This window comes from Acidimicrobiales bacterium (genome assembly GCA_035533595.1).
Classification (GTDB): Bacteria; Actinomycetota; Acidimicrobiia; order Acidimicrobiales; family Bog-793; genus DATLTN01.
Genome location: DATLTN010000009.1, coordinates 1 through 22,567, shown reverse-complemented (window position 1 = coordinate 22,567; position 22,567 = coordinate 1). Strand labels below are relative to the sequence as shown.

The window sequence follows — 22,567 nt, the reverse complement described above, 5'->3', positions numbered from 1 at the left end:
GGTGTTGCCGTTGGAGCCGTTCTGGCCGGTGACGCCGGTCGCGCCGTTCTGGCCGTTCGTCCCGCTCTGGCCCTGGGCGCCGGTCGCGCCGGTGTTGCCCTGGGAGCCGGTGGCACCGGTGGCACCGGTGGCACCCGTCGGGCCCTGCGGTCCGGTCGGGCCCTGGACGCCGGTGGCACCCGTGGCACCGTTCGCGCCGGTCGCGCCGGTGTTGCCGTTGGAGCCGGTGACACCCGTGCTGCCCCTCGAGCCCGTGGCGCCGGCCGTGCCCGTTGCGCCGTTGGTTCCGACAACGCCGGCGGCGCCGGTCGCACCCGCCGCGCCCGTCGGCCCCTGCGGCCCCGACGGACCCTGCGCACCCGTGGCACCGGTCGTTCCCGTGACGCCGGTCGCGCCATTAGACCCCTGGGCCCCAGTTGCGCCGTTGGGCCCGGTCGCGCCGGTAGCGCCTTGAAGGCCGGTCGGCCCTTGCGTCCCCGTCGGATTGCTAACGCCGCCCGAGACATTGACGGTGCCGTAACTAGCGGGCAGGCAGTCGCCGTCGCCGTCGCCGTCAGCGACGCACAGATTGATCACACCGGTGCCGTTGGTCACCGTGGAGGGGACCTTGAAAGTGATCAGCTGCTGGTTCTTCGCGGCGGTGGAGCCTCCGTAGGTGTCGACGTAGTTCTGCGGATAACCCGACGTCGGCGTAACGGTCGCCGCCACACTCTGGCCGTCGACCGTGAGTGTCGCGATCGATCCGAATGCGGAGTCGTCCATGTAGACGATCGACATCGACTCGCCCGGAGTCACCTGCGCCCCCGGCGCCCAGGAAGCGTCGGCGAGCACTGACTCGCACTTCTTGCCAGGACACACGTTGCCGCCAGACCCCGCAGGACCCGCCGGGCCCTGTGGGCCTGTGTTGCCCTTCGCCCCCGTGGCTCCCGACGCGCCGGTCTGCCCCTGAATGCCCGTCGCGCCGGTTGGGCCGACCGAACCGGTCGTACCCCGCTGACCGGTAGCACCCTGCGCTCCGGTCGCGCCGGTCGCGCCGGTGGCGCCCGTCGGGCCCTGCGGTCCGGTCGGCCCCTGCGGGCCGGTCGCTCCGCTCGCACCCGCGGCACCGGTGGCGCCGCGGGATCCGGCGGAGCCAGTAGCACCGTTCGTGCCGACGGCGCCGGTGGCACCTGTCGGGCCGGTGGCACCTGTCGCTCCGATGGCGCCCGTCGGGCCCTGTGGGCCGATCGGGCCCTGCGGGCCGGTTGCACCGGTCGCCCCGTTCGACCCAGCCGCGCCGTTCGTTCCCGTCGCGCCACGCACGCCCGTGTTGCCCTGCGCCCCGGTCGCTCCACGTGCGCCCGTGTTGCCCGTTGCCCCAGCCGCACCGGTAGCTCCCGTCGGCCCCTGCGCACCGATCGGGCCCTGCGGACCCGTGGCGCCCGTGCTACCCGTCTGGCCGGTCGCACCGGTCGCCCCCGTTGAGCCGGTCGGACCTGTCGCCCCGGTGGGGCCCTGCGGTCCGATCGCCCCGGTTGCGCCGCTTGCGCCGCTCGCCCCGGTGGCGCCGGTGGCGCCCGGGTCGGACTTGAAGTTGTCGTACTTGCAGGAGCTGCTCCCCACTCCGGCCGACGGCGAGTAGGTCGACGGGTCGTACTTACAGACGGCGACGTCGTATTCGTCGCCCGAGTTCGTCGTGTCGGCGTAGGGGTAGAGGCGGATCTCGCCGTCGGCGAAGTCGTGGGTCCCGGAGTAGTTGACGACGCCGTTCTGCACCGTGAAGGTGCGGTTGGTGTAGCTGTCGTACGGCGAGGAGAGGTTGCCGGTCTGGCCGTCGTTCGGATTCTCCTGGCTACCGGGGACGAGCACGGCGAAGAAGTACGTGCCGTCCGGAAGGCTCGCCTTGCTCGGGCCGCCATTCAGCCAGACGTACTGCTGGCCGGAATAGATATTGCAATTGACGTTGCCGGAACCGTTTTGGCAAAAGTCGCCGCCGTCCGCAGCGACGTTCACCGTCGTGAAGGTCGCGCCCGAGCTCGCGGCCGCGGGTGCGGCGTCGAACGCGACGGCCAGCCCACCGCCAGCGGGCAGCAGGACGACGACGCCGAGGGCGAGCACGAGGCGCCGCACGCGGGCGGCGAAGCGGCGGCGGCCGGCCACGCGGGCGCGCTTCGGAAGGGCGGATCCCTCCGGTGTGCGGCTATCGGAGGCGGTCCTCGCCTCCGTTGATCTGTCTCGCGTCACTGCTAGCCCGTCGTCGCCCTCATGGTGAACAGGAAAAGTATGGGTAGACATACGGCCTGATAGCAAGCCAACTACAGCCTGATCAGAAGAGAATGTTTCGGCCAGCACTCAGTGCGTTCGGGCGAACACGGATCGTGGTTATTAAAGCCCACAGCCGCCACTCTGCGTCACCGGCCGCCCGGCTGCGGCGGGCGGCGCCGGCCCTGCCTCCGCAAGGGCGACGCCGCCTCCCGGCGGCCCGGAACCGGCGGGGGGGGTCCGAACCTACGGCAAAGTCTCCTGCTCATGTGCACCAGCAGAGTGGCCCGGTCACCGCAGCCGCCCCCTCCGGCGGCGCTGCCTGGACGGCCCGGCGCCGGGCCGCCCGGGCGAGGGGAGCGACACCCCCGTCGCGGGTGCACGCCGCGCGCCAGCGGCGGACGCCACGCAGCACCACGCCGGTTCGTTCACATATTTAGGGTGAATTGCCGATTCGTTAATCGGTGAATAGATCTGCGGACCAGCGACTTATTTCGCTATATCACTGCCGCGTGACGGCGGTTACTCCTCCGAAACGGAGCCGCGCAGCGCCCGCAGGAAGGAGACCACCTCGTCGGGGTCTTTGGTCCGCCGCATCGGTGGCAGGGCACGGATGAGGTCCCAGCGGTAGGAGGCGACGGCGAGGCGACGATCGAGCACGGCGACGACCCCGCGGTCCTCCGAGCTGCGGACGAGCCGCCCGGCGCCCTGCGCGAGGCGCATCGCGGCGCGGGGCACGTCGATCAGCTGGAAGGCGCGTGGCCCGGCCCGCTCGCGGCGCGCCGAGAGCAGCGGATCGTCGGGGCGGCCGAAGGGGATTCGGTCGATGATCACGAGCGAAAGCGTCGATCCCGGGACGTCGACCCCCTGCCAGAAGCTCATCGTCGCGAACAGGCAGGTCTCCGGGCTCGATCGGAACTCGCCGACGAGCGCCTCCTTGCTCCCGTCGCCCTGCTGCAGGAGCGGGAAGGCCAGCCGGCCGCGCAGCGCCGCCGCGGCGGCGCGCATCGCGGCGTGGCTCGTGAACAGCGCGAGGGTCCGCCCCCCTGCGGCCTCAATGAGGCGGGCGATCTCGTCGTGCAGCGCCGCCTCGGCACCGGGCGCCCGCGGGTCGGGCAGGTGGGTGGCGCAGTACAGGAGCGCCTGCTCCTCGAAGGCGAAGGGGCTGCCGACGTCGAGCTCGTCGGTCCGCTCGGGCGGGGCGCCGAGGCGCGCCGAGAGCCCCGGCGGCAAGGTCGCCGAGGTGAGCACGGTGGTGTGCGCGCCGAAGAAGCGCTCGCGTAGGAGGGGGGCGATCTCGATGGGGGCGATCTCGAGGCTCGGGCGCGCGCCGCCCTCCACCCACGCGACGTCGTCCTCGGAGTGCGCGAGCAGGCGGTCGAGGTCGAGCCGCAGCCGGCCGGCGGCGAGCTGCGCCCGCTGCGCCGGCACGGCACCGCCCTCGGCGCTCCCTCCGGCGAGGGCCCCCATCGCCCGCTCCAGCCGCTCGACGCGTGCCCGGCAGAGCTCGACCACCTCGGCGAGGGCAGGGGGGAGCTCGGCGGAGAGCCGCTTGCCGACGAGCCCCTCGAAGGCCGCCTCGAGCTGGTCGGCCGCCGCCGCGAGGTCGCGCCCGAGGCCGGCGAGCTCGCCGGCGCCCGAGGCGGGCACCGAGCGCAGCGAGACGAGCAGGCCGCGCAGCCGCCCCGCGGAGATCGAGACGCCGAGGCTCGCCGTCATCACGTCCTCGAGCTCGTGCGCCTCGTCGACCACGACAACGTCGTGCTCGGGGAGGACCACGTCCCCGCTCGCGAGGTGGGCACCGACGAGGTGGTGGTTCACCACGATCACCTCGGCCTCGGCCGCCCGTGCCCGCGCCGACTCGACGAAGCAGTCGCCGCCGGAGGGGCAGCGGAAGGCACCGGGGCATTCGTCCGAGGAGACGCTGAAGCTCGACCAGACCCGCGGGTCCGGCTCGATGGGCAGCTCGGCCCGGTCGCCGGTCTCGGTCTCGGTCGCCCACTTCGCGATCGCGACCGCCTGTGTCGAGAGGTCCTCCCGCCGCGCGCCGCGCTCGGTGACGCCGAGCTCGCCCTGCTCGCCGTTCACCTCGCCCTCCCGCAGGCGTTGCACGCAGAGGTAGTTCGCCCGCCCCTTCAGCACCGTGAAGGTGAACGGGCGCGCCAGGCGGGCGGCGATCGCCGGGAGGTCCTTCCCCGCGAGCTGGTCCTGGAGCGCCTTGGTCGCGGTCGCGACGACCACCCGTCGCCCGGAGAGGATCGCGGGGAGCAGGTAGGCGAGCGACTTGCCCGTGCCGGTCCCGGCGCGCACGAACAGGTGGCGCTCGCCCTCGATCGCCCGCCCGACCGCGTGGCTCATGAGCGTCTGTGACTCGCGTGCCTCGCCGCCGCCGGGAAGGCCGGAGACGATGTGGCCGAGGGCCCCGTCGAGCGCGTCGGCGCTCACCTGCCGGCGCCGCTCAGGAGCAGCTCGGCACGCTCGCGCGCGCCAGCCGCGGCAGCGCCGAGATCCGGGACGCGGTGCTCGACGACGCCCCCCGCGACGGAGAGGAAGAGCAGGACGGCCTCGCTGACGGGGCCGGCGCCGAGCGCCTCGAGCGCCAGCGCGTAGCCCCCGACCTGGGGGCGGTAGTGCTCGGCGAGCTCGGAGAGCTCCGTGAGCGAGGAGAGGGAGTCGGTCTTGTAGTCGACGATCACCAGGCCCTCCGGCCCCTCGAAGCAGAGGTCGACGACCGCCTCGAGCGTCCCCCCGGCCACCCGCATCGTGAGCGGCAGCTCGCGCCAGTGCCGGGCGCTCGCCGCGGCGCGGCGCACGACCGGGCTCGCGAGCGCGGCGCGCGCGAGCCGCTCGACGGTGGTTGCCTCCGCGGGGCAGCCCTCCTCGAGGGAGAGCGCGTCGGCGAGGGGGGTGAGCGGGAAGCCGGGCGACGGCCCCGACTCCTGGAGGAGGCGGTGGACGGCCCGGCCGACGGCTGTCCCGGCGCGGGGGCGCCGCCAGTCGCCCGCCTCGGGGTCCATCTGCGTCGCGGCCCCGTGCCGGTGGACGAGGGGCGGGGCGAGGCCGGTGGCGCTGACGCCGGGGGCGAGCGAGAGGCGCCGCGCGAGGTCGGCCCGCTGCTGCCGCCACCTGTCGAGCTCCGCCGCGCCGAGCGGTGCCGGCGGGAGGGCGGGAGCGGGCGGGGCGCCGGCGCGCCGGGCGCCGGGCGCCGGCGCGCGGCGGGCGACCGGTGGCAGCGCGTCGAGATCGGCGATCCGTTCGGCGAGCGAGCGGGCGGCCTCGCTCTTGGCGGGCCGGTGATGGAGCGCGACGACGAGGTGGTCCCGCGCCCGGGTCGCCGCGACGTAGGCCACCCGCAGGCGCTCGGCGAGCTCCTCGCCGTCGGCCCGCTCGGCGAGCGCCGCGAAGCCGGCGGTCTCGACCCCGCCCCGCAGTCGTGCCTCGAGGCGGCCCTCCCCCGCCAGCAGCCGCGGCCCCCAGGCCGCCCCCGAGGGGGCGCCCCCGAGCTCGGCGAGGACGACAATCGGGAACTCGAGGCCCTTCGCGCCGTGCACCGTGAGGATCCTCACCGCGTCCTCCGCCGCGTCCGCCGTGGGGAGCTCGACGTTGCGCACGCCGCTCTGGCCCTCGAGGTCGAGGAAGGCGAGGAACTCCGCGAGCGTCGCGCCCCCCGCGGCCTCGAAGGCACCCGCCCGGTCGACGAGGAACTCGACGCGCCGCAGCGCCTCTGAGGGACGCGCCGAGCCGGCGTGCAGCGCGAGCACCCGCCGTTCCCGCAGCAGCTCGCCGAGGAGCCCGACCACGCCGAGGCGGTAGGCGTCGTCGTGCAGGCGGGTGAGGACGGCGATCCCCTCCGTCACCGGGCCGGCGGGCTGGCCGGGCCCAGCAGCGAGGGAGAAGCTCCCGCCCGCCTGCCGGTGGGCGACGAGCTCGCCGTCGTCACAGCCGAACAGCGGCGTGCGCAGCGCGGCGAAGACGGCGCGCTCGTCGGCGCCCGGCGCGAGCGCGCCGAGCGCGGCGCGCAGCGCCTGCACCTCCGCGGAGTTGTAGACGAGAGTGCTCGAGGAGACGACGTAGGGGATGTCGAGGGACTGGAGCGCCGACTCCAAGGTGAACAGGCCCGTGCGACGGGGCACGAGGACGGCGATGTCGCCGTAGCAGGCGGGCCGCGCACGCTCCTCCTCGCGGACCGGCCAGCCTTCGTCGACGGCTGCGGCGATCGTCGCGGCGACCTCCGCCGACTCGACCTCGCGCCGTTCGGCCTGCGTGAGCTGCTCGTCGAGGGGGCCGCCGAGCACGGTCACCGAGGGCCGGCCGGCGAAAGGGGTGCGCACCGGGACGAGGGGGGTGTAGCCGGCGCCCCCCGCGAGCAGCCGCGCGAAGACGGCGTTCACCCATTCGAGCACCGCCGGGACCGAGCGGAAGTTCGTGAACAGGCGGGTCGGCTCCCCCACTCCGAGCGCGGCGCGGGCCCGCAGGTAGGCCGTGGCGTCGGCACCGCGGAAGCGGTAGATCGACTGCTGCGGGTCACCGACGAAGAACAGCCGCCCCGCCTCGGGTGCCGTCGCCCCCTCGGCGGTGCCGAGCTGCAGCACGATCTCGAGCTGCAGCGGGTCGGTGTCCTGGAACTCGTCGACGTAAAGGCGCCGGAAACGCCCGCGCGCCGCTGCCCGCGCCCGCGGGGAGCGGCGCAGCAGCTCGTCGGCGAGGACGAGCAGGTCGTGGAAGTACAGGGTGCCGGCGCTCCGGCGGGCCGCGGCGGCGCGGTGCGCCTCGGCGCCGAGGCGGGTGACGAGCGACGAGACGACGAGGTCGGCGATGCCGGCGAGCGCCTCCGCCCGCGCCGCCTCGACGCCGGCGAGCGCGTCGCGGACCTCCTGCACCTCGACCGGCGCCCAGCTCTCGCGCCTCCCGAGGTTGCCCGCGCGGCGGATCTGCACCTCGACGAGCCAGCGCAGCGCGTCCATCCAGTCCGCACCCTCCTCGGCCCGCCGACGCTCGGCGGCGAGGCCGGCGATCCGCCGCGCCAGCGCGTCCTCACCGTCGCGGCACTGCGCGGCGAGGCCGGCGAGGACGTCGCAGCCGTCGACGACGCGCCCCACCGCGTCGGTGACGCGACGCTCGATCTCGGCCTCGAGCCCGCCGGGGAGGGCCCCCGAGGGCGCTTCGTGCCACCGCTCGTCGAGCTGGCGGGCGAGGAGGCGCAGCTGGGGAGGCGTGATCTGCAGGCAGCTGGCGGCGGCGAGGAGGGCGCGCGCTCCGGGCTCGTCGTAGAGCGAGTCGAGGAAGGCGAGGAAGCGCTGCTCGAAGGCGACGGTGGCGGCGACGTCGTCGAGCACCTCGAAACGGAGCGGGAGGCCCGCCTCGAGGGGGAAGTCCCCGAGCAGCCGCTTGCAGAAGCCGTGGATCGTCGTGATCACGGCCTCTCCGACCTCCGCGGCAGCGGCGCGCAGCCGCAGGTCCGCGGGCGCCTCGGCCGCGGCGGTCGTCACAGCGGTGCGGATCCGCTCCCGCAGCTCGGCCGCTGCGGCTTCGGTGAAGGTGATCGCCGCGATCTCCCCGAGCGAACAGCGGCCCGAGCGGACCGTCTCGAGGATCCTGCCGACGAGGGCCGCCGTCTTGCCCGTTCCCGCCCCCGCCTCGACGAAGAGGGTCGCGGACAGCTCCTCGCGGATCGAGCGGCGGGCCGCGGCGTCGGCGAAGTCCCCGGTCGCGTTCATGTCGACACCAGCACCGGCGGTGCCTCGGGGGCCAGGTAGGGCTCCTCGACGAGCGATCGGAAGGCGTCGAGTGCCGGGGCGCGGCGCGCCGACTCCCAGCGCTCGGCGCGGTCCGCCGGGCAGAGCGCGTCGAAGTCGCAGAAGCGGCAGTTGCTGAAGCCGTCGAAGGCGGCTTCGCCGGGGCGCACCGGGAAACGCCCGGAGTTGATCGACGAGACGAGGACCTCGGTCGCTTCGGCGAAGCGCTCGACCTTGTTCTCGTCGAGCTCGAGCCCCACCTCCTCGGGGACCGGGCCGAGGAAGCGGTAGGCGGCGCGCACCGGGAGGGCGCCGTCGCCGAAGCTCGCGCGGGCGGCGAGCGCGTAGACCATCAGCTGCAGGTGGCGCCCACGGTCGACCGGGTCGCCGGCGATCGCCCGGAACTCGTCGGGACGACCCGTCTTGTAGTCGACGACCTGCACCCCCGCGGGCGTGCGGTCGACGCGGTCGATGAGACCCCGGAACTCGAGCTGGCCTGCGGCGACCGCCACCCGCACCGGTTCGCTCCCGCCGAAGCCGAAGGCGTGCTCGAGCGCGATCGGCAGCACACCCGCGCTGCGGCGGCCGAGGTCGGCTCGACGTTCGGCCTCGAGGATGCGCAGCAGCCGTCGCTTCTCGAGCTCCCAGAGGACGCTCTTGCCGGTCCGCCCCAGCCGCTCGTAGCGCCCGAAGACCTCCTCGGCGATCGCCCGCAGACGGGCCTCCTCCTCGCCCTCGTCGCCGGCCCCGCCCGCCATCAGCGTGCCGACGAAGCGCTCGAGCACCTCATGGACGATCGAGCCGCGGTCCCGGGGGTCGACGAACAGCCGGAGCGCCGGGTCCTCCACGACCTCGAGCGACAAGACGTGGCCGAGGAGGTAGCGGGCGGGGCAGGTCGCGTACTCCTGGAGGCTCGTCGGGGAGAACGGCACCGGGGAGACGAGGGATGCCGTGCCCGCGACGAGCGGGCGGGCGGGGCGTCGCTCGTCTCGCAAGAAGGCGAGGGCGCGACCGAGGACCGCACCGCCGAGGGCGAGGGCGGTGCCGTCGGGGTCCCCGCGGCCGCCACCCCTTGACGAGAGCGCCGCCGCGCACCACTCCGCCTCGTCGAGCGCTGCGCCCTCGCCGCGGGCGAGCGCACCGAGGCTCGCGAGGTGGCGGCCGAGTCGCCGGGCCGGCCCGGCGATGAGGGGGGACGGTCCCCGCTGGCCACCCGTCGCGGTCGCCGTCGCGTAGCTCGCGACCGCTTCGCGCGCGCCAGCGCGCGCGAGCAGGAGGCGACGGCGGTGCAGGGTGGCGCTCCCCGCCGCGCCGGGCACCTCGAGGCCGACACGGGCACGGTCGCCCGCCGAGAGGAGCGGGCTCGTCGGCGGCCCCGTGGGCAGCTCCTTGTCCGACGCGCCGAGCACGACGAGGAGGTCGAGGTCGAGCCCCACCGACTGTTCGAGCGCGCCGACGGCGACACCGCTCCCGAGCGTCCCGACGTGCGGGCCGGGGCGCACGCAAGCCATCGCGAGACGCTCGCCGAAGGCCGCGGCGCCGGTCGGGCGGTCGTCGATGTCGTCGAGGAGGGCGAGCTCGTCGAGGACGCCGAGGACGAGCGCGTCGGCGTCTCCCGCCCACCCCGGCCACGCGGCGCGCACCTCGGCGGGCCCGAGCAGCGCGTCGAGGGCAGCTCCGCACGCCGCCGCCAGGGTGCTCCACCGGCGCGCCCGCTCGAGGGCGGCGAGCTGTTCGTCGAGCGCGCGCAGCCACGGCAGGAAGGTGCGGAGCGCCGCGAGGCTGCGCTCCGCCCGCGCCCGCCCGAGCGCGCCGCCACCGCGCCCACCCGCTTCCGCCAGGCTGCGGCGCGCCGCGTCGCGCAGCGAGAGCAGCTTGGAGAACCAGTGCGACAGGTCGCCACCGGTCACGCCCGCGAGGCGCGAGCAGCGGTCCCACTCGGCGCGCGCCGCCGGCCCGACCTGCGCCTCGTCGAGCGGGGCGCTTTCCAGCAGCGCGAAGAGCCCGGGGCGCGACAGCGAGCGGCGCGACAGCGCGAACAGCCGCGCCAAGAAGCGCGCCGAGGGGGCCGCGTCGAGCGGCAGCGGGGCGCGCCCGGAGAACGGGATCGCCGCCGTCGCGAGCGCTGCCGCGAGCAACGGGGCGTAGGGGCTCGCGTGGCTGTGGACAAGGGCGACGCGTTCCGGCTCGAGGCCCCGTTCTAGCCGCCCGAGGACGAGGCGCACCGCCTCGCGCACCTCGGTGGCGGGGTCCGGCGCGGCGAGGAGCGCGGAGAACTCCACCGGGTCAGAGAGCGCCGCGCCGGCAGGCTCGGGTGAGGGGAGCGTCCGCAACGCCCCGAGCTCGCTGTGCTCGGGGTCGGCGACGACGGTGAGCTCACCGCCTTCGCCGAGCGCCAAGAGCAGCTCGACCTCCGCAGGGCGGAGGCGTTCGGGGAGGTGGACGATGACGCTGCCGAAGGTCGCCGCAAGGCCGCGACGCGCCGCCGCACTGGCGCTCTCGAAGAGGTCGACGTCGTCGTAGCAGCGGGGCGCGAGGCGGGCGCGCACCGCGCCGAGGAGCGCCGCCAGCTCCCTGCTGCGACGGTCGCCGAGGGCCAGACGACTGAGGGCGCCGGAGGACGCCCCCCGCAGCTCCTCGTAGCGCTCGACGAGCTCCGCCTCGCCCGCCGGATGGGCGAGCGCCTCGCGGAGCCAAGGCGGCGCGTGCTGGCACTCGACCGAGAGCGCGGCGCCGACATCGGCACGGGTCCCCCGACGGCGCCCCACCGCCTCGAGCGCCGGCCCGCCGAGGAAGCCGGCGAGGCGGGTGAGGACCATGAAGCGAGCGTTGGCGAGCGCCTGCGGACCGCCGGCCGCCGCCCGCCGGCGCACCAGCTCGCGGCGCAGCCCGACCGCGCTGCGCGCCGTCGGCGTGACGACCGTCACCGGGTCGAGCGGGGAGCGCGCCTGCGCGGCGGCGAGCAGCTGGTCGAGCGTCCCGGTCGTCTCGCGCCAGCTCGGGGCGGAGAGGACCTTGACCGGCACTCCGGCGAGCTTAGGGTCGGGGTGTCACACCGACGGGGTTCCCGCGCGGCGCAGCACGCGGCCGCGCAGCCCCTCCATCATCTGCTCCCAGCTGCGGTCGCCCCGCCCCCACAGCCAGACCTCTTGGCGGTAGGCGAGCACGATCGCCCGGAAGGCCGCGGCGGTGAGGCCGAGCGGCGCGAGCTCGGCCCGCCACTGCCGCCACTGCCGCTCGGCGAGCCGGCGGGCGAAGCGCTCCACCGCGTCGACGTGGCCCTCGGCGAGGAGCTGCTGGAGCTCGGCGGAGAGGGCCGCCGGCGCCGGGCTGATCGAAAGATCGGGGGTGGTGCTCTGCCGGGGTCGTCGCCGCGCCTGCTCGACCGTCACCGGCCCTGCCACACCGGCGCTCGGTCCGTGGGGCCGTAGCGCTCGAGGTGTTCGGCAAAGTCGATGAACAGCGGTGCCGTCGGGTCGAGCGGTCGGGCGAGCGCGGCCGCGGCGGTCCGCTTGTCGAACTGGTCGAGCTTCTCGAGTGCCTCGGGACGCTCGATCTCGCCGATCTCGAGCTGCTCGGCGACGAGGGCGAACGCCGCGGCGCCCGCCGCGGTGCGCACCAGCACGCTCGAGTACCCCGCATCGGAGCCGACGCTGCCGACCGAGAGATCGGCGCCCCGCCCGAGGAAGTCCGCGCACTCGTCGCAGCCCTTCAGCGCGGCGCCGTGGAAGGCCTTCACCGGTTCGTCGACAAGGACTGCGCCCTGCCTGTCCCAGACGAAGAAGCGCCCGTGGATGACGTCGACCTTGCCGACCTCCTCGAGGGGGATGTCGCGCACCGTCGCGATATCGCCGAGCATCAGCTTGCGGTAGTCGAAGCTCTTCGTGCAGAGGAGCGCGATCGTGAGCGTCACGGCGTCGACGCGCGACGAGCCCCAGCGCCACTCGCGCGACTGCAGCGCCCGGATCCCCTGGATCTCACAGGGAGTGCCGACGAGGGCGATGCGGGCGTCGGCGCCAAGGCCGGTCTTGGTGAGGTCGAGCGCGGCGAGGGCGAGCGTCTGGTTGTAGAAGCTGCCGCCGGCCTCGATGATCTCCTCACGGGTCGTCGCGAGGTGGGGCACGCCGCGCCACGGCGTGGTGGGGTCCTCGCGCGCGACGAGCGCCCCGTCGATCGTCCCCTCCTCGAGCGCCGCGAGGAGGATCGCCGTCACGACCCCTCCGTCCTGCGCCCCCGGTGCGCGGTACTTGCTCTCGGCGCGCACCCGCGCCGCGTAGCCCTCGCGCACGACACCGAGATCCGGAGCCGCGGGGCCGCCGGTGATGACGTCGGGCAGGCCGTCGGCGGACGACAGCGCCGGGGCGAGGCGGGCCTCGGGCCAGGTCGCCTCGTAGCGGAGGCCGCCGCGGGGGCAGAAGTCCCAGCACAGCGAGCAGCCGGTGCACATCTTCACGAGGTAGGGCAGGTCGTCGGCGTTCACGCCGAGTGAGTCGGTCGGGCAGGCGGCGATGCAGGTCCCGCAGCGGATGCAGCGGTCGGCGTCGATCACCGCCGCCGCGAGCTCGAAGAACCAGACCTTGCCGGGTACCTCGCCCATGCCGTTCATCGACTCGCGGAGGCGGAAGGGTGGCAACGCCTCGTCGGCGGGCGCGTCGGCGGCGACGGGCGGATCGAGGAGGTCCGTCACGGCCGCGCCGCCCGCAGGGCGCCCGCGGCGCCCGCGCGCCGGGACCATTCGTGGAAGCGCTCGTGCTCGCCGCGCTCCGCGGTGAACTGCTCGACGAGGGCCCCGACCGCGGCGGGGACCTCACCCACCGGCAGGGCGCCCACCAGCCAGGTGCCGAAGGCGGCCGAGCTCCCGAGGCTCCCGCCGATCGAGAGGTCGACCGCCTCGACGATGTCGTCGCCGACGTGCGCGGTGTCGCCGCGAAAGCCGATGTCCGCGATCTGCGGCTGCGCGCAGGAGGCCGAGCAGCCGGAGAAGTGCATCCGCACGACGGACTGCTCGGCGCGCTCGCGCGCCCCCGCCGGGCCGCCGAGGGCGTCCGCGAAGCGCCGGTCGAGCTCCTCGGCCCACTCGACCGCACGCTCCTTGGTCTCGACGATCGCGAAGCGGCAGAACTCGCTCCCGGTGCAGGCGACCACACCCCTGCTGAAGGGGCCCGGGAAGGGCGAGTAGCGGGCGAGCAGCGGCTCGTCGAGCAGTTCCTCGAGCGCAGCGTCGCCCACGCCGGTGAGCACGAAGTTCTGGTCCGTCGCGAGGCGCAGCTCGCCGTCCCCGTAGCGCTCGGCGAGCGCCGCCGCCTCGCTCAGCTCCTCGCCGCTCATCCGGCCGACCGGGACCGAGCACCCGACGTAGGAGGTCGCCTCCCGGTGCTCGCGGTGGACGCCGACGTGGTCGCCGCGGTAGCCGCGGGTGAGCGACTCCCCGGCCGGCCTGAGCGGGAACGCCGCACGGAGGGCGAGCTCCTCGCGGAAGCCCTCGGGGCCGAGCTCCTGCGCGAGGTAGCGCATGCGCGAGAAGCCCCGGTTCTCCCGGTTGCCGAGCTCGCCGAAGAGCTGCGCGATGGCGCGCGTGCACTCCAGGGCCTCGTCGAGGCCGATGAAGACGTCGATGTCCGAAGCCATCCGGGGGCCGTCGGAGAGGCCGCCGCCGACCAGCAGGTTGAAGCCGAGGGTCCCGTCGGAAAGGCGCGCCGGCCAGAGGCCGATGTCGTTGATCTCCGCCTGTGCGCAGTCGTCGAGGCAGCCGGTGACGCTCATCTTGAACTTGCGGGGGAGGTTCGCGTACTCGCGGTTGTTGGTGAAGTACGAGGAGATCTCCTCGACGATCGCCGAGGCGTCGAAGGCCTCCTCGGCGTCGACGCCGGCCACCGGGCAGCCGAGCACGTTGCGGGCCGAGTCGCCGCAGGCCTGGATGCTCGTGAGGCCGACCCCCTCGAAGCGGCGCCAGATCTCGGGGACGTCCTCGATGCGGATCCAGTGCAGCTGGATGTCCTGGCGGGTCGTGAGGTCGCAGTAGCGGTTGCCCCAGCGGGGATGCGCGGTGGGGCCGACGGCGAACTCGACCGCGACCTCGCCGATGACGCGCCCCTGCGCGGCGGTGAGACGGCCGCCCGGGACCTTCACCCGCAGCATGAACGCGTCACCGCCCTGGCGTTGCGGGTAGAGGCCGACCCACTTCAGGCGTTCGGCCTCGCCGGGGGTCGCCCCGATCACGTCGGCGCCCTCGAGGCTGTAGCGCTCGCGGACGGCGTCAGCGACGTCGAGGGGATGACGGGCGAGCTTCCACTGCTCGACCTGGTTGAGCTCGCCCACCTGGCGATAGGGACGGAGAAACTCCACGGGAAGGGTCCTCTGCTGCTTGGCGTCGTGGCGGCGGGGCACCCCTAGAGGTGCAGGCCGCACTCGGTCTTGTCGCTGTCGGGCCAGCGCCCGGCGCGGGGGTCCTCGCCGGGAGCCACGGGGCGGGTCGTCGGCGCGCAGCCGATCGAGATGTAGCCGACGTAGTTGAGCGGGTGGCGCAGCAGGCCGTGCTCCGCGACGTAGGCGTCGACGTCGTCGTCGCTCCAGGTGGCGAGCGGGTTCACCTTGGCGACGCCCTTCGCGGCGTCCCAGCTGACGACGGGGGCGTCGGCGCGCTCGGGCGTGTCGACCCTTTTCAGGCCGGTGATCCAGGCCGCCTTGCCGGCGATCGCCCGCTGCAAGGGGACGACCTTGCGGAGCTCACAGCACTGGGCGCTGCCACAGGGGGACTCCTCGGAGGAGAGGCCGCTCTCCTCGATGCGCAGGTTGAGCTGGTAGCGCCGGCCGAGCTCGCGCATGTAGGCGAGGGTCTCGGGGAAGTGGAAGCCCGTGTCGAGGAAGAGGACCTCGATGTCCGGCTTCACCTTCACGGCGAGGTCGATGAGGACTGCGTCCTGGAACGAGGAGGCGAGGAGGAGGTCGCCACCGAAGCGCTCCACGGTCCAGGCGATGATCTCCTCCGCCGACGCCTGCTCGAGGCGGCTCGCCGCCTCCTCGCACTGCGCGGCGGCGTCGGTTGCGGGGGTCTTCCCGAGACCCGAGGTGGTACCGACAGCAGCGCTCACGATGGCCTCCCGATGCGCTCGACTATACCTGACCTTAGTGGTCAGGAATTCCAGCGGAGCCGCGGCGGCGGCTTCCTAGACTCGTCCCGTGCCGCTCTCCTCACCCGGCCTCCCAGTCAGCCTCGTGCTCGAGGGGCACCCCTGCCTCGTCGTCGGTGGTGGTGCCATCGCCGCCCGCAAGGCGACGGCGCTGCTCGAGGCGGCGGCGTCGGTGACGATGGTCGCCCCCCGGTTCTCTCCCGCAGCGACGGCGCTCCCGCTGCGCCGGGCGGCACGCCCTTACCGCTCCGGCGAGGCCGCGGAGTTCCACCTCGTGATCGCCGCGACGGGGGTCGCGGAGGTCGACGCCGCCGTCGCCGCCGACGCCGAGGGCGCTGGCGTGCTCGTCAACGTGGCCGACGACCCCGAGCACTGCAGCTTCATCCTCCCCGCGGTGCACCGCGAGGGGCACCTCTCGGTCGCCGTCTCGACCGACGGTTACTCCCCGGCGCTCGCCAGCTGGCTCCGCGACCATCTCGCCGCCGACCTCGGCGGGGAGATGGGGCCCCTCACCGAGCGCGTCGCCGCGCTGCGGCAGGCGCTCTTGGCGGCGGGTGCCGCGAGCGAGGGGCGGGACTGGCGCGCGCTCATCGACTCCCTCGCCACCGCTGCCGCACCCGATGCGGTCGCCGCCGAGTGGCTGGAGCGCCAGCTCACGGCCACCGTGCGCGGCTGACGGCGGGGAGCCGCGAGGTAGCTTGACCTGATGTCCGCCGAGGGGATCGACCGCACGCGGCTCCCCTCTCACGTCGCCTTCGTGATGGACGGCAACGGCCGCTGGGCGCGTGCCCGCGGCCTGCAGCGCACCGACGGCCATTCGGCGGGCGAGGAGGCGATGCTCGACACGGTCGAGGGCGGCCTCGAGGTCGGGGTCGGCTGGCTCACGATGTACGCCTTCTCCACCGAGAACTGGCGGCGACCGGCCGACGAGGTCCGCTTCCTCATGAACTTCAACGAGGGCCTCCTCACCCGCCACCGCGACGAGCTCCACGAGAAGGGCGTGCGCATCCGCTTCTCCGGGCGGCGCGACTGGCGGGTGCCGAAGCGGGTGGTGCGTCACATGGACGACGCCGTCGCGCTCACCGCCCGCAACCGCACCCTCACCCTCACGATCTGCTTCAACTATGGGGGGCGGGCCGAGATCGTCGACGCCGTCCGCCGCATCGTGGCCGAGGGCCTCGACCCCCGCCACCTCGACGAGCGCAGCATCTCGTCGCGCCTCTACCACCCCGACATGCCCGACCCCGACCTCGTGATCCGCACCTCGGGCGAGTCTCGCATCTCCAACTTCTTGCTCTGGGAGCTCGCCTACTCCGAGCTGCTCTTCACCGACGTGCTCTGGCCGGACTTCCGCCGCGAGCACCTCTTCGATGCGCTGCGCGAGTTCCAGCAGCGCGACCGCCGTTACGGCGGCGTGCAGACGTGAGCGAGCGGACGCCGCGCGAGCGGCGGATCGCGACGCGCGAGATCGCGATGGTCTGGTTGGGCGACCACGTCGGTCGGCTGGTCGCGCTGACCCTCGGCTTCACCGGCCTGCTGGCGATCGCCTTCCTCGCCGCGATCGGCTTCCGGCCGGCCCTCGGGGCCCTCGTCGTCGTGGTGGTGGGCGTGGCCCTCATCACCCTCGGCGGGAGGATGCGCGGCGGCGGGCACTAGATGGGGCTCTACCGCGACGAGGGGATCGCACTGCGGACCTACCGCCTCGGCGAGGCCGACCGCATCGTGAGCTTCCTCACCCCCGGGCACGGCAAGGTGCGCGCCGTCGCCAAGGGCGTCCGCAAGACCAAGAGCCGGCTGGGGGCGCGCGTCGAGCCCCTCTCACACCTCTCGCTGCTCCTCTGGCAGGGGCGCGAGCTCGACGTCGTGAGCCAGGCGGAGGTCCTCGACTCCTTCCGCGCCGTGCGCGAGGACCTCTCGCGGTTGTCACGGGGGCTCACGATGCTCGAGATCGCCGACCAGGTCGCGCAGGAGCGCCAGCCCGCGCCGGAGCTCTTCGCCCTGTTGAAGGGGGCGCTCAGCGCCCTCGAGCAGAGCGCCTCACCGGTCGTCCTCGGCGCCTTCTCCTTCAAGCTCCTCGGCATCGAGGGCGTCGGCCCGGTCGTCGACCGCTGCGCCCGTTGCGGTGCGGGGGAGCCGCTCGTGGCCTTCGACGCGACGATCGGCGGCCTGCTCTGCGTGGGCTGCCGCCGCGGCGAGGCGGTCGGTCCGGAGGTCGTCGCGCTCCTCCGCCAGGTGCTCTCGGGCGGCCTCGCGCGCGCCATCGCCGAGACCGAGCCCGTCACCGCGCGGCTGTTCGAACAGCTCGGCACGGCGGCGATGGAGGCGCACCTCGACCGCCGCCTGCGAACGGCGCGCCAACTCGAGGATCTCGCCTTCAGGCACCCCATCTCGCCCCGATAGCCTGCGGGCATGCCCGAGCAATCCCCCGACCGATTCGACGCGATCGTCAACCTCGCCAAGCGGCGGGGCTTCGTCTTCCCCTCCGCCGAGATCTACGGTGGCATCCGCTCGACCTACGACTACGGGCCGCTCGGCACGCTGATGCTCCGCAACGTGAAGAGCGCCTGGTGGCGATCGATGATCCAAGAGCGCGACGACGTCGTGCCGATCGACGCCGCGATCCTCACCAACCCGCGGGTCTGGGAGGCCTCCGGTCACCTCGCCACCTTCACCGACCCGCTCGTCGACTGCCGGAGCTGCAACGAGCGGCTGCGCGCCGACCAGATCGAGGGCGTCTGCTTGAACTGCGGCTCGACCGACCTCACCGAGGCGCGACCGTTCAACTTGATGTTCAAGACCTTCGTCGGCCCCGTCGAGAGCGAGGCCTCCGTCGCCTACCTCCGCCCGGAGACCGCGCAGGGGATGTTCGTCAACTTCGCCAACGTGATGACCTCGATGCGCCTGAAGCCCCCCTTCGGCATCGCGCAGCAGGGGCGCTCGTTCCGGAACGAGATCACGCCGGGGAACTTCGTCTTCCGCACCCGCGAGTTCGAGCAGATGGAGCTCGAGTACTTCGTCCCACCCGAAGAGAGCCCGAAGTGGTTCGAGTACTGGTGCGCGGAGCGCTTCTCCTGGTACGAGTCGCTCGGCATCCCGAGCTCGATGCTGCGCCTCCGCCAGCACGACCCCGAGGAGCTCTCCCACTACTCGGCCGGCACCGCCGACATCGAGTTCACCTTCCCGTGGGGCTGGGGCGAACTGGAGGGCGTGGCCAACCGCACCGACTACGACCTGAAGGCGCACGCCGAGGCCTCCGGCACCCGCCTCGAGTACTTCGACCAGGCGACCGGCGAGCGCTACGTCCCGCACGTCATCGAGCCGGCGGCGGGCGCGACGCGGGCGATGATGGCCTTCCTCCTCGCCGCCTACGACGAGGACGAGGTCGGTGGGGAGAAGCGCGTCGTGCTCCGCCTCCACCCCCGCCTCGCCCCGTACCAGGTGGCGGTGCTCCCCCTCTCCAAAAAGGAGCCCCTCGACGGCCTCGCCCGCGAGGTCGCCCGCAGCTGCCGGGGGCGCTTCTTCTGCGACTACGACGACACCCAGTCCATCGGCCGCCGCTACCGCCGCCAGGACGAGATCGGGACGCCGCTCTGCGTCACCGTGGACTTCGAGAGCCTGGACGACAAGGCGGTGACGATCCGCGACCGGGACACGACCGAGCAGGTGCGGGTGCCTGTCGACGGCCTCGTCGAGGAGCTCTCCCGGCGCATCGGCGTGTAGGCGCGACCGGGACGCGCTGCGGTTACCGTCGCGGCGGTGGCGATCCCCCCCGAGGACATCGCGAAGGTCCGGGCGGCGATCGACATCGTGGCGCTGATCGGGGAGCGCACCTCGCTGCGCAAGGTCGGCACCCGCTTCGTCGGCCTCTGCCCCTTCCACAGCGAGAAGAGCGGCTCGTTCTCGGTGAACGCCGAGGCCGGCGTCTACCACTGCTTCGGCTGCCAGGCCTCGGGGGACGCGATCAGCTTCGTGCGCGCCGTCGAGGGCTGCGACTTCGTCGAGGCGGTCGAGCGCCTCGCGGCGCGCGTCGGGATGACCGTGCGCAACGACGCCGACCCTTCCCCCGACGGCCCCCGCACCCGGCGACCGGCGCTCTACGAGGCGCTCAGCGCGGCGGCGGACTTCTACCACGAGCAGCTCTTGAAGAGCCCCGACGCGGGGCGGGGCCGCCACTACCTGCGGAGCCGTGGCTACGACGGCGAGATCGTCCGCCGCTTCCGCCTCGGCTTCGCCCCCGCGAAGTGGGACGAGCTGACGAGGGCGCTGAAGCTCCCCGCGGCGCTCGCGCGCGAGAGCGGCCTCGCCTTCGAGAACAGCCGCGGCCGGACCCAGGACACCTTCCGGGAGCGCCTCATCTTCCCGATCTTCGACGCCGGCGACCGGGTGATCGCCCTCGGCGGCCGCTACCTCCCCGAGGAGTTGCGGACGATGCCGGGCGAGGCGGGGCCGAAGTACCGCAACTCCCCCGAGTCGCCGATCTACCAGAAGCGCGCCACCCTCTACGGCCTCAACTGGTCCAAGAGCGACATCACCCTGCAGCACGAGGCGATCGTCTGCGAGGGCTACACCGACGTGATCGGCTTCTTCCAGGCCGGCCTGCCGAGGGCGGTGGCGACGTGCGGGACCGCCCTCACCGAGGACCACTTCCGCCTCCTCTCCCGCTTCGCGAAGCGCGTCGTGCTGTGCTTTGACTCCGACGCCGCCGGCCAGCACGCCGCGGCGCGCCTGTTCGAGTGGGAGGGGCGCCACGAGCTCGAGCTCGCTGTCGCCGCCTTCCCGGCCGGAAGCGACCCCGCGGACCTCGCCCGCAGCGCGCCCGAGGTGCTGCGCGAGGCGGTCGCGAACGCCAAGCCCTTCCTCGCCTTCCTCCTCGACCAGGTGCTGAGCGGCGACCTCTCGACCCCCGAGGCACGGGCGCGCCGCGCCGAGGAGGCGATCGCCGTGATCGCCGCGCACCCGAGCCCGCTCGTGCGCGACGAGTACCTGCTCGGGCTCTCGGACCGCACCCACCACGGCCTCGACCAGCTGCGCCAGCTGCTCGCGCACGCCGTCGCCCACCCTGTCGAGGCGCGCGCCGCCGCGCCGCGCCCCGCCGCCGAGGCGCCGCCGGCCGCACCTGAGGAGGAGGGGCCGCCGCCGCGCGACGAGCCCGGCTTCGAAGGAGAGGGGGGGCCGCGGCGGCGCCCCGACGGCGCCGAGGCGCGCGCCGGTCGGGATGCCCTCGTGCTCGCGATCAACCGCCCCGAAGAGGTCGCCGGGCGCTTCTCTGAGGTGCTCTTCACCGACCCCGTGCAGCGGCGGGCCTTTCACGCCCTCGCCGGCGCGACGGAGTTCCACGAGGCGACCGACCACGCCGACCCCGAGGTCGCCGATCTCCTCCGCCGCCTGGCGGTGAGCGAGGGCGCGGCGGAGATCGGCATCGAGGGCACCTTCGTCGAGCTCGTCCGCCTCGCCTCCACGCGCGCCCTCGCGAGCGTCGAGCGGGCGGCGCGCCTCGCGGCCCTGAAGGGAGACGCCGCTGCGCTGACGGCGGCCACCGTCGAGGTGCGCGAGGCGAAGTCGTGCCTCGAGTCCCTGCGCGACCCGCTCTTCCAAGAGGGCGTCCGTTCGCCCGCGTTGGACGCAGCGGAGCGGTTGCTAGCGTGGCTTGAGAACCGGGAGCACGAATCTTGACGACCTCGAGTGCCGACCGTCACGAGCCGCCCGACCCCCCCCCGGCCACTCCCGAACCGACTCCCACCTCGCTGCGCTCTCCGCGCGGCCGTCGCGGCCGCGACGAGTCGCCGAGCGACCCCGACGACGAGGCGCTGCGCTCGCTGCGCTCGGGGAACTTCGGTGGCTCGGGGGGCTCGCCGGCGGCGGACACCGTGCGCGCCTACCTCCGTGAGATCGGGCGCGTCTCGCTGCTCTCCCAAGATCTCGAGGTCCTCTGCGCGAAGCGCATCGAGAAGGGCCAGGCGGCGGCGGCCCGCCTCGAGGAGGGGGTCGAGCTCGCCGACGAGGAGCGCTGCCTCCTCGAGCAGCAGCTGCGGGAGGGCCAGGAGGCCAAGGACCTGCTGATCGAGGCCAATCTGCGCCTCGTCGTCTCGATCGCCAAGCGCTACCGCAACCGCGGGATGGCCTTCCTCGACCTCATCCAGGAGGGGAACCTCGGGCTGATGCGCGCCGTCGAGAAGTTCGACTACCGCCGCGGCTTCAAGTTCTCCACCTACGCGACCTGGTGGATCCGCCAGGCGGTGACGCGGTCCGTCGCCGACCAGGCGCGCACCATCCGCATCCCCGTGCACATGGTGGAGACGATCAACAAGGTGGTGCGCGTCCAGCGCCAGCTCTCCCAGCAGCTGGCGCGCGAGCCGACGGTCGAGGAGATCGCACTGCGCGTCCAGCTCCCCGTCGAGCGGGTGCGCGAGATCCAGCGCATCAGCCAGGACACGATGTCCCTCGAGCAGCCGATCGGCGACGAGAACGACTTCAGCCTCTCGGACCTGATCGAGGACCAGGGCGCCGAGATCCCTGTCGACGCCGCGACGCGGGTGCTCCTCAACGAGGCCGTGCAGCGGGCGCTGCGCGAGCTCTCGCCGCGCGAGCAGGAGATCGTGCGCCTGCGCTTCGGCCTCGACGACGGACGGATCCGCACCCTCGAGGAGGTCGGCCAGATGTTCGGGGTGACCCGCGAGCGGGTCCGCCAGATCGAGATGAAGACGCTCGCAAAGCTCCGCCAGCCCTCGGTCTCGCGGCCTCTGCGCGACTACTTCGAGGCCGACTGAGCCGCGGCCGCACGCGAGCCGGCAGCGTCCGCCGGCGCCGAAGCACCTGGTGGGGGGCTGTGGCCGCTCTCAGGGTCATGAGGCGAGGCGGGGCGGAACGGAAGGTGGGGCTGTGACGGCTGGTGGGGCTGTGACGAGGTGCGCCTGTGACGCGGTGAGGCGAGGTGGGGCTGTGGGGCCGGCTGGGATCGAACCAGCGACCCAGGGATTATGAGTCCCCTGCTCTGACCACTGAGCTACGGCCCCGTGCGGGAGCGGCGACGTGCAGCTCCGGGGGAGAGACTCGAACTCTCAACCCTGCGGTTAACAGCCGCATGCTCTGCCAATTGAGCTACCCCGGAATAGAACGCCTCGACGATACCCCTTCCATCGGACCGCCTAGAGGGTCTATCCCACGGAGGGCTTGCCGATAACTGCTCACCGTCACTGAATTGGTGAGGCGACGGCCAGAGGCCTGATCAGCGAGCCAAAGCACGATGCCCGCAGCCTTCGCATGCGTCACACCTCGGGCAACGAGCTCGTCGCGAGCCGCGGGGATGCCGGCCCGCCCGACGAGTTCCATCCAGGGACGCTCAATCTCGGTGATCGCATCACTCCTCATGCCCAGCAACGCTACTCCCGCCCTCTGACGCTTTGGCGCCCACCGCGGCCCTCGCCGCCGCGATCCCCTCGAGGTTGACCGCGACGAGCACCG

Annotated in this window: 15 protein-coding genes and 2 tRNA genes; 7 read left to right on the top strand and 10 right to left on the bottom strand. The window is 73.8% G+C overall.

Features of this window, described 5'->3' with window-relative positions:
- The 8 genes from VNF07_01985 to VNF07_01950 form a co-directional block, all read right to left on the bottom strand.
- Positions 1-2,139: hypothetical protein (locus VNF07_01985; protein ID HVB05002.1), on the bottom strand; the 2,139-nt coding region annotated here is incomplete at its 3' end.
- A gap of 624 nt (positions 2,140-2,763) precedes the next feature.
- The gene (locus tag VNF07_01980; protein ID HVB05001.1) at positions 2,764-4,686 is read right to left on the bottom strand and encodes an ATP-dependent DNA helicase; all 1,923 of its coding nucleotides are present in this window, start codon (positions 4,684-4,686) and stop codon (positions 2,764-2,766) included.
- Positions 4,683-7,958, bottom strand: a complete 3,276-nt coding sequence (locus VNF07_01975) for a UvrD-helicase domain-containing protein (protein HVB05000.1) — start codon at positions 7,956-7,958, stop codon at positions 4,683-4,685. The genes VNF07_01980 and VNF07_01975 overlap by 4 nt, the downstream gene beginning before the upstream one ends.
- Complete coding sequence (locus VNF07_01970; protein ID HVB04999.1) at positions 7,955-11,002, bottom strand: PD-(D/E)XK nuclease family protein; 3,048 nt, start codon at positions 11,000-11,002, stop codon at positions 7,955-7,957. The genes VNF07_01975 and VNF07_01970 overlap by 4 nt, the downstream gene beginning before the upstream one ends.
- Before the next feature lie 24 nt (positions 11,003-11,026).
- Positions 11,027-11,368, bottom strand: coding sequence for a hypothetical protein (locus tag VNF07_01965; GenBank protein HVB04998.1), 342 nt, complete (start codon positions 11,366-11,368; stop codon positions 11,027-11,029).
- Positions 11,365-12,663, bottom strand: coding sequence for a Coenzyme F420 hydrogenase/dehydrogenase, beta subunit C-terminal domain (locus VNF07_01960; GenBank protein HVB04997.1), 1,299 nt, complete (start codon positions 12,661-12,663; stop codon positions 11,365-11,367). The genes VNF07_01965 and VNF07_01960 overlap by 4 nt, the downstream gene beginning before the upstream one ends.
- Positions 12,660-14,321: a hypothetical protein gene (locus VNF07_01955; GenBank protein HVB04996.1), complete on the bottom strand. Its 1,662-nt coding sequence runs from the start codon at positions 14,319-14,321 to the stop codon at positions 12,660-12,662. Before VNF07_01955 ends, VNF07_01960 begins: the two co-directional genes overlap by 4 nt.
- A 44-nt stretch (positions 14,322-14,365) precedes the next feature.
- Positions 14,366-15,067, bottom strand: a complete 702-nt coding sequence (locus VNF07_01950; protein HVB04995.1) for a phosphoadenylyl-sulfate reductase — start codon at positions 15,065-15,067, stop codon at positions 14,366-14,368.
- Between the two features lie 88 nt (positions 15,068-15,155).
- Here VNF07_01950 and VNF07_01945 point away from each other — a divergent pair, with 88 nt between their 5' ends.
- From VNF07_01945 to rpoD, 7 genes are read left to right on the top strand one after another with little or no spacing between them, the layout of a single operon-like run.
- A complete protein-coding gene (locus VNF07_01945; protein ID HVB04994.1) occupies positions 15,156-15,782 on the top strand; it encodes a bifunctional precorrin-2 dehydrogenase/sirohydrochlorin ferrochelatase in 627 nt (208 codons plus the stop codon).
- A gap of 30 nt (positions 15,783-15,812) precedes the next feature.
- Complete coding sequence (gene uppS, locus VNF07_01940) at positions 15,813-16,532, top strand: polyprenyl diphosphate synthase (protein ID HVB04993.1); 720 nt, start codon at positions 15,813-15,815, stop codon at positions 16,530-16,532.
- A complete protein-coding gene (locus VNF07_01935) occupies positions 16,529-16,762 on the top strand; it encodes a hypothetical protein (protein ID HVB04992.1) in 234 nt (77 codons plus the stop codon). Before uppS ends, VNF07_01935 begins: the two co-directional genes overlap by 4 nt.
- A complete protein-coding gene (recO, locus tag VNF07_01930) occupies positions 16,763-17,506 on the top strand; it encodes a DNA repair protein RecO (protein ID HVB04991.1) in 744 nt (247 codons plus the stop codon).
- A 9-nt stretch (positions 17,507-17,515) separates the two neighbouring features.
- Positions 17,516-18,826, top strand: coding sequence for a glycine--tRNA ligase (locus VNF07_01925; GenBank protein HVB04990.1), 1,311 nt, complete (start codon positions 17,516-17,518; stop codon positions 18,824-18,826).
- Between the two features lie 36 nt (positions 18,827-18,862).
- Positions 18,863-20,779: a DNA primase gene (dnaG, locus tag VNF07_01920; protein ID HVB04989.1), complete on the top strand. Its 1,917-nt coding sequence runs from the start codon at positions 18,863-18,865 to the stop codon at positions 20,777-20,779.
- Positions 20,776-21,873, top strand: a complete 1,098-nt coding sequence (gene rpoD / locus VNF07_01915) for an RNA polymerase sigma factor RpoD (GenBank protein HVB04988.1) — start codon at positions 20,776-20,778, stop codon at positions 21,871-21,873. The genes dnaG and rpoD overlap by 4 nt, the downstream gene beginning before the upstream one ends.
- Before the next feature lie 173 nt (positions 21,874-22,046).
- Here the strand turns inward: rpoD and VNF07_01910 are convergent.
- Both VNF07_01910 and VNF07_01905 read right to left on the bottom strand, forming a co-directional pair.
- Positions 22,047-22,119, bottom strand: a tRNA-Ile gene (locus tag VNF07_01910).
- A 22-nt stretch (positions 22,120-22,141) separates the two neighbouring features.
- A tRNA-Asn gene (locus VNF07_01905) sits at positions 22,142-22,214 on the bottom strand.
- Positions 22,215-22,567 lie beyond the last annotated feature (353 nt).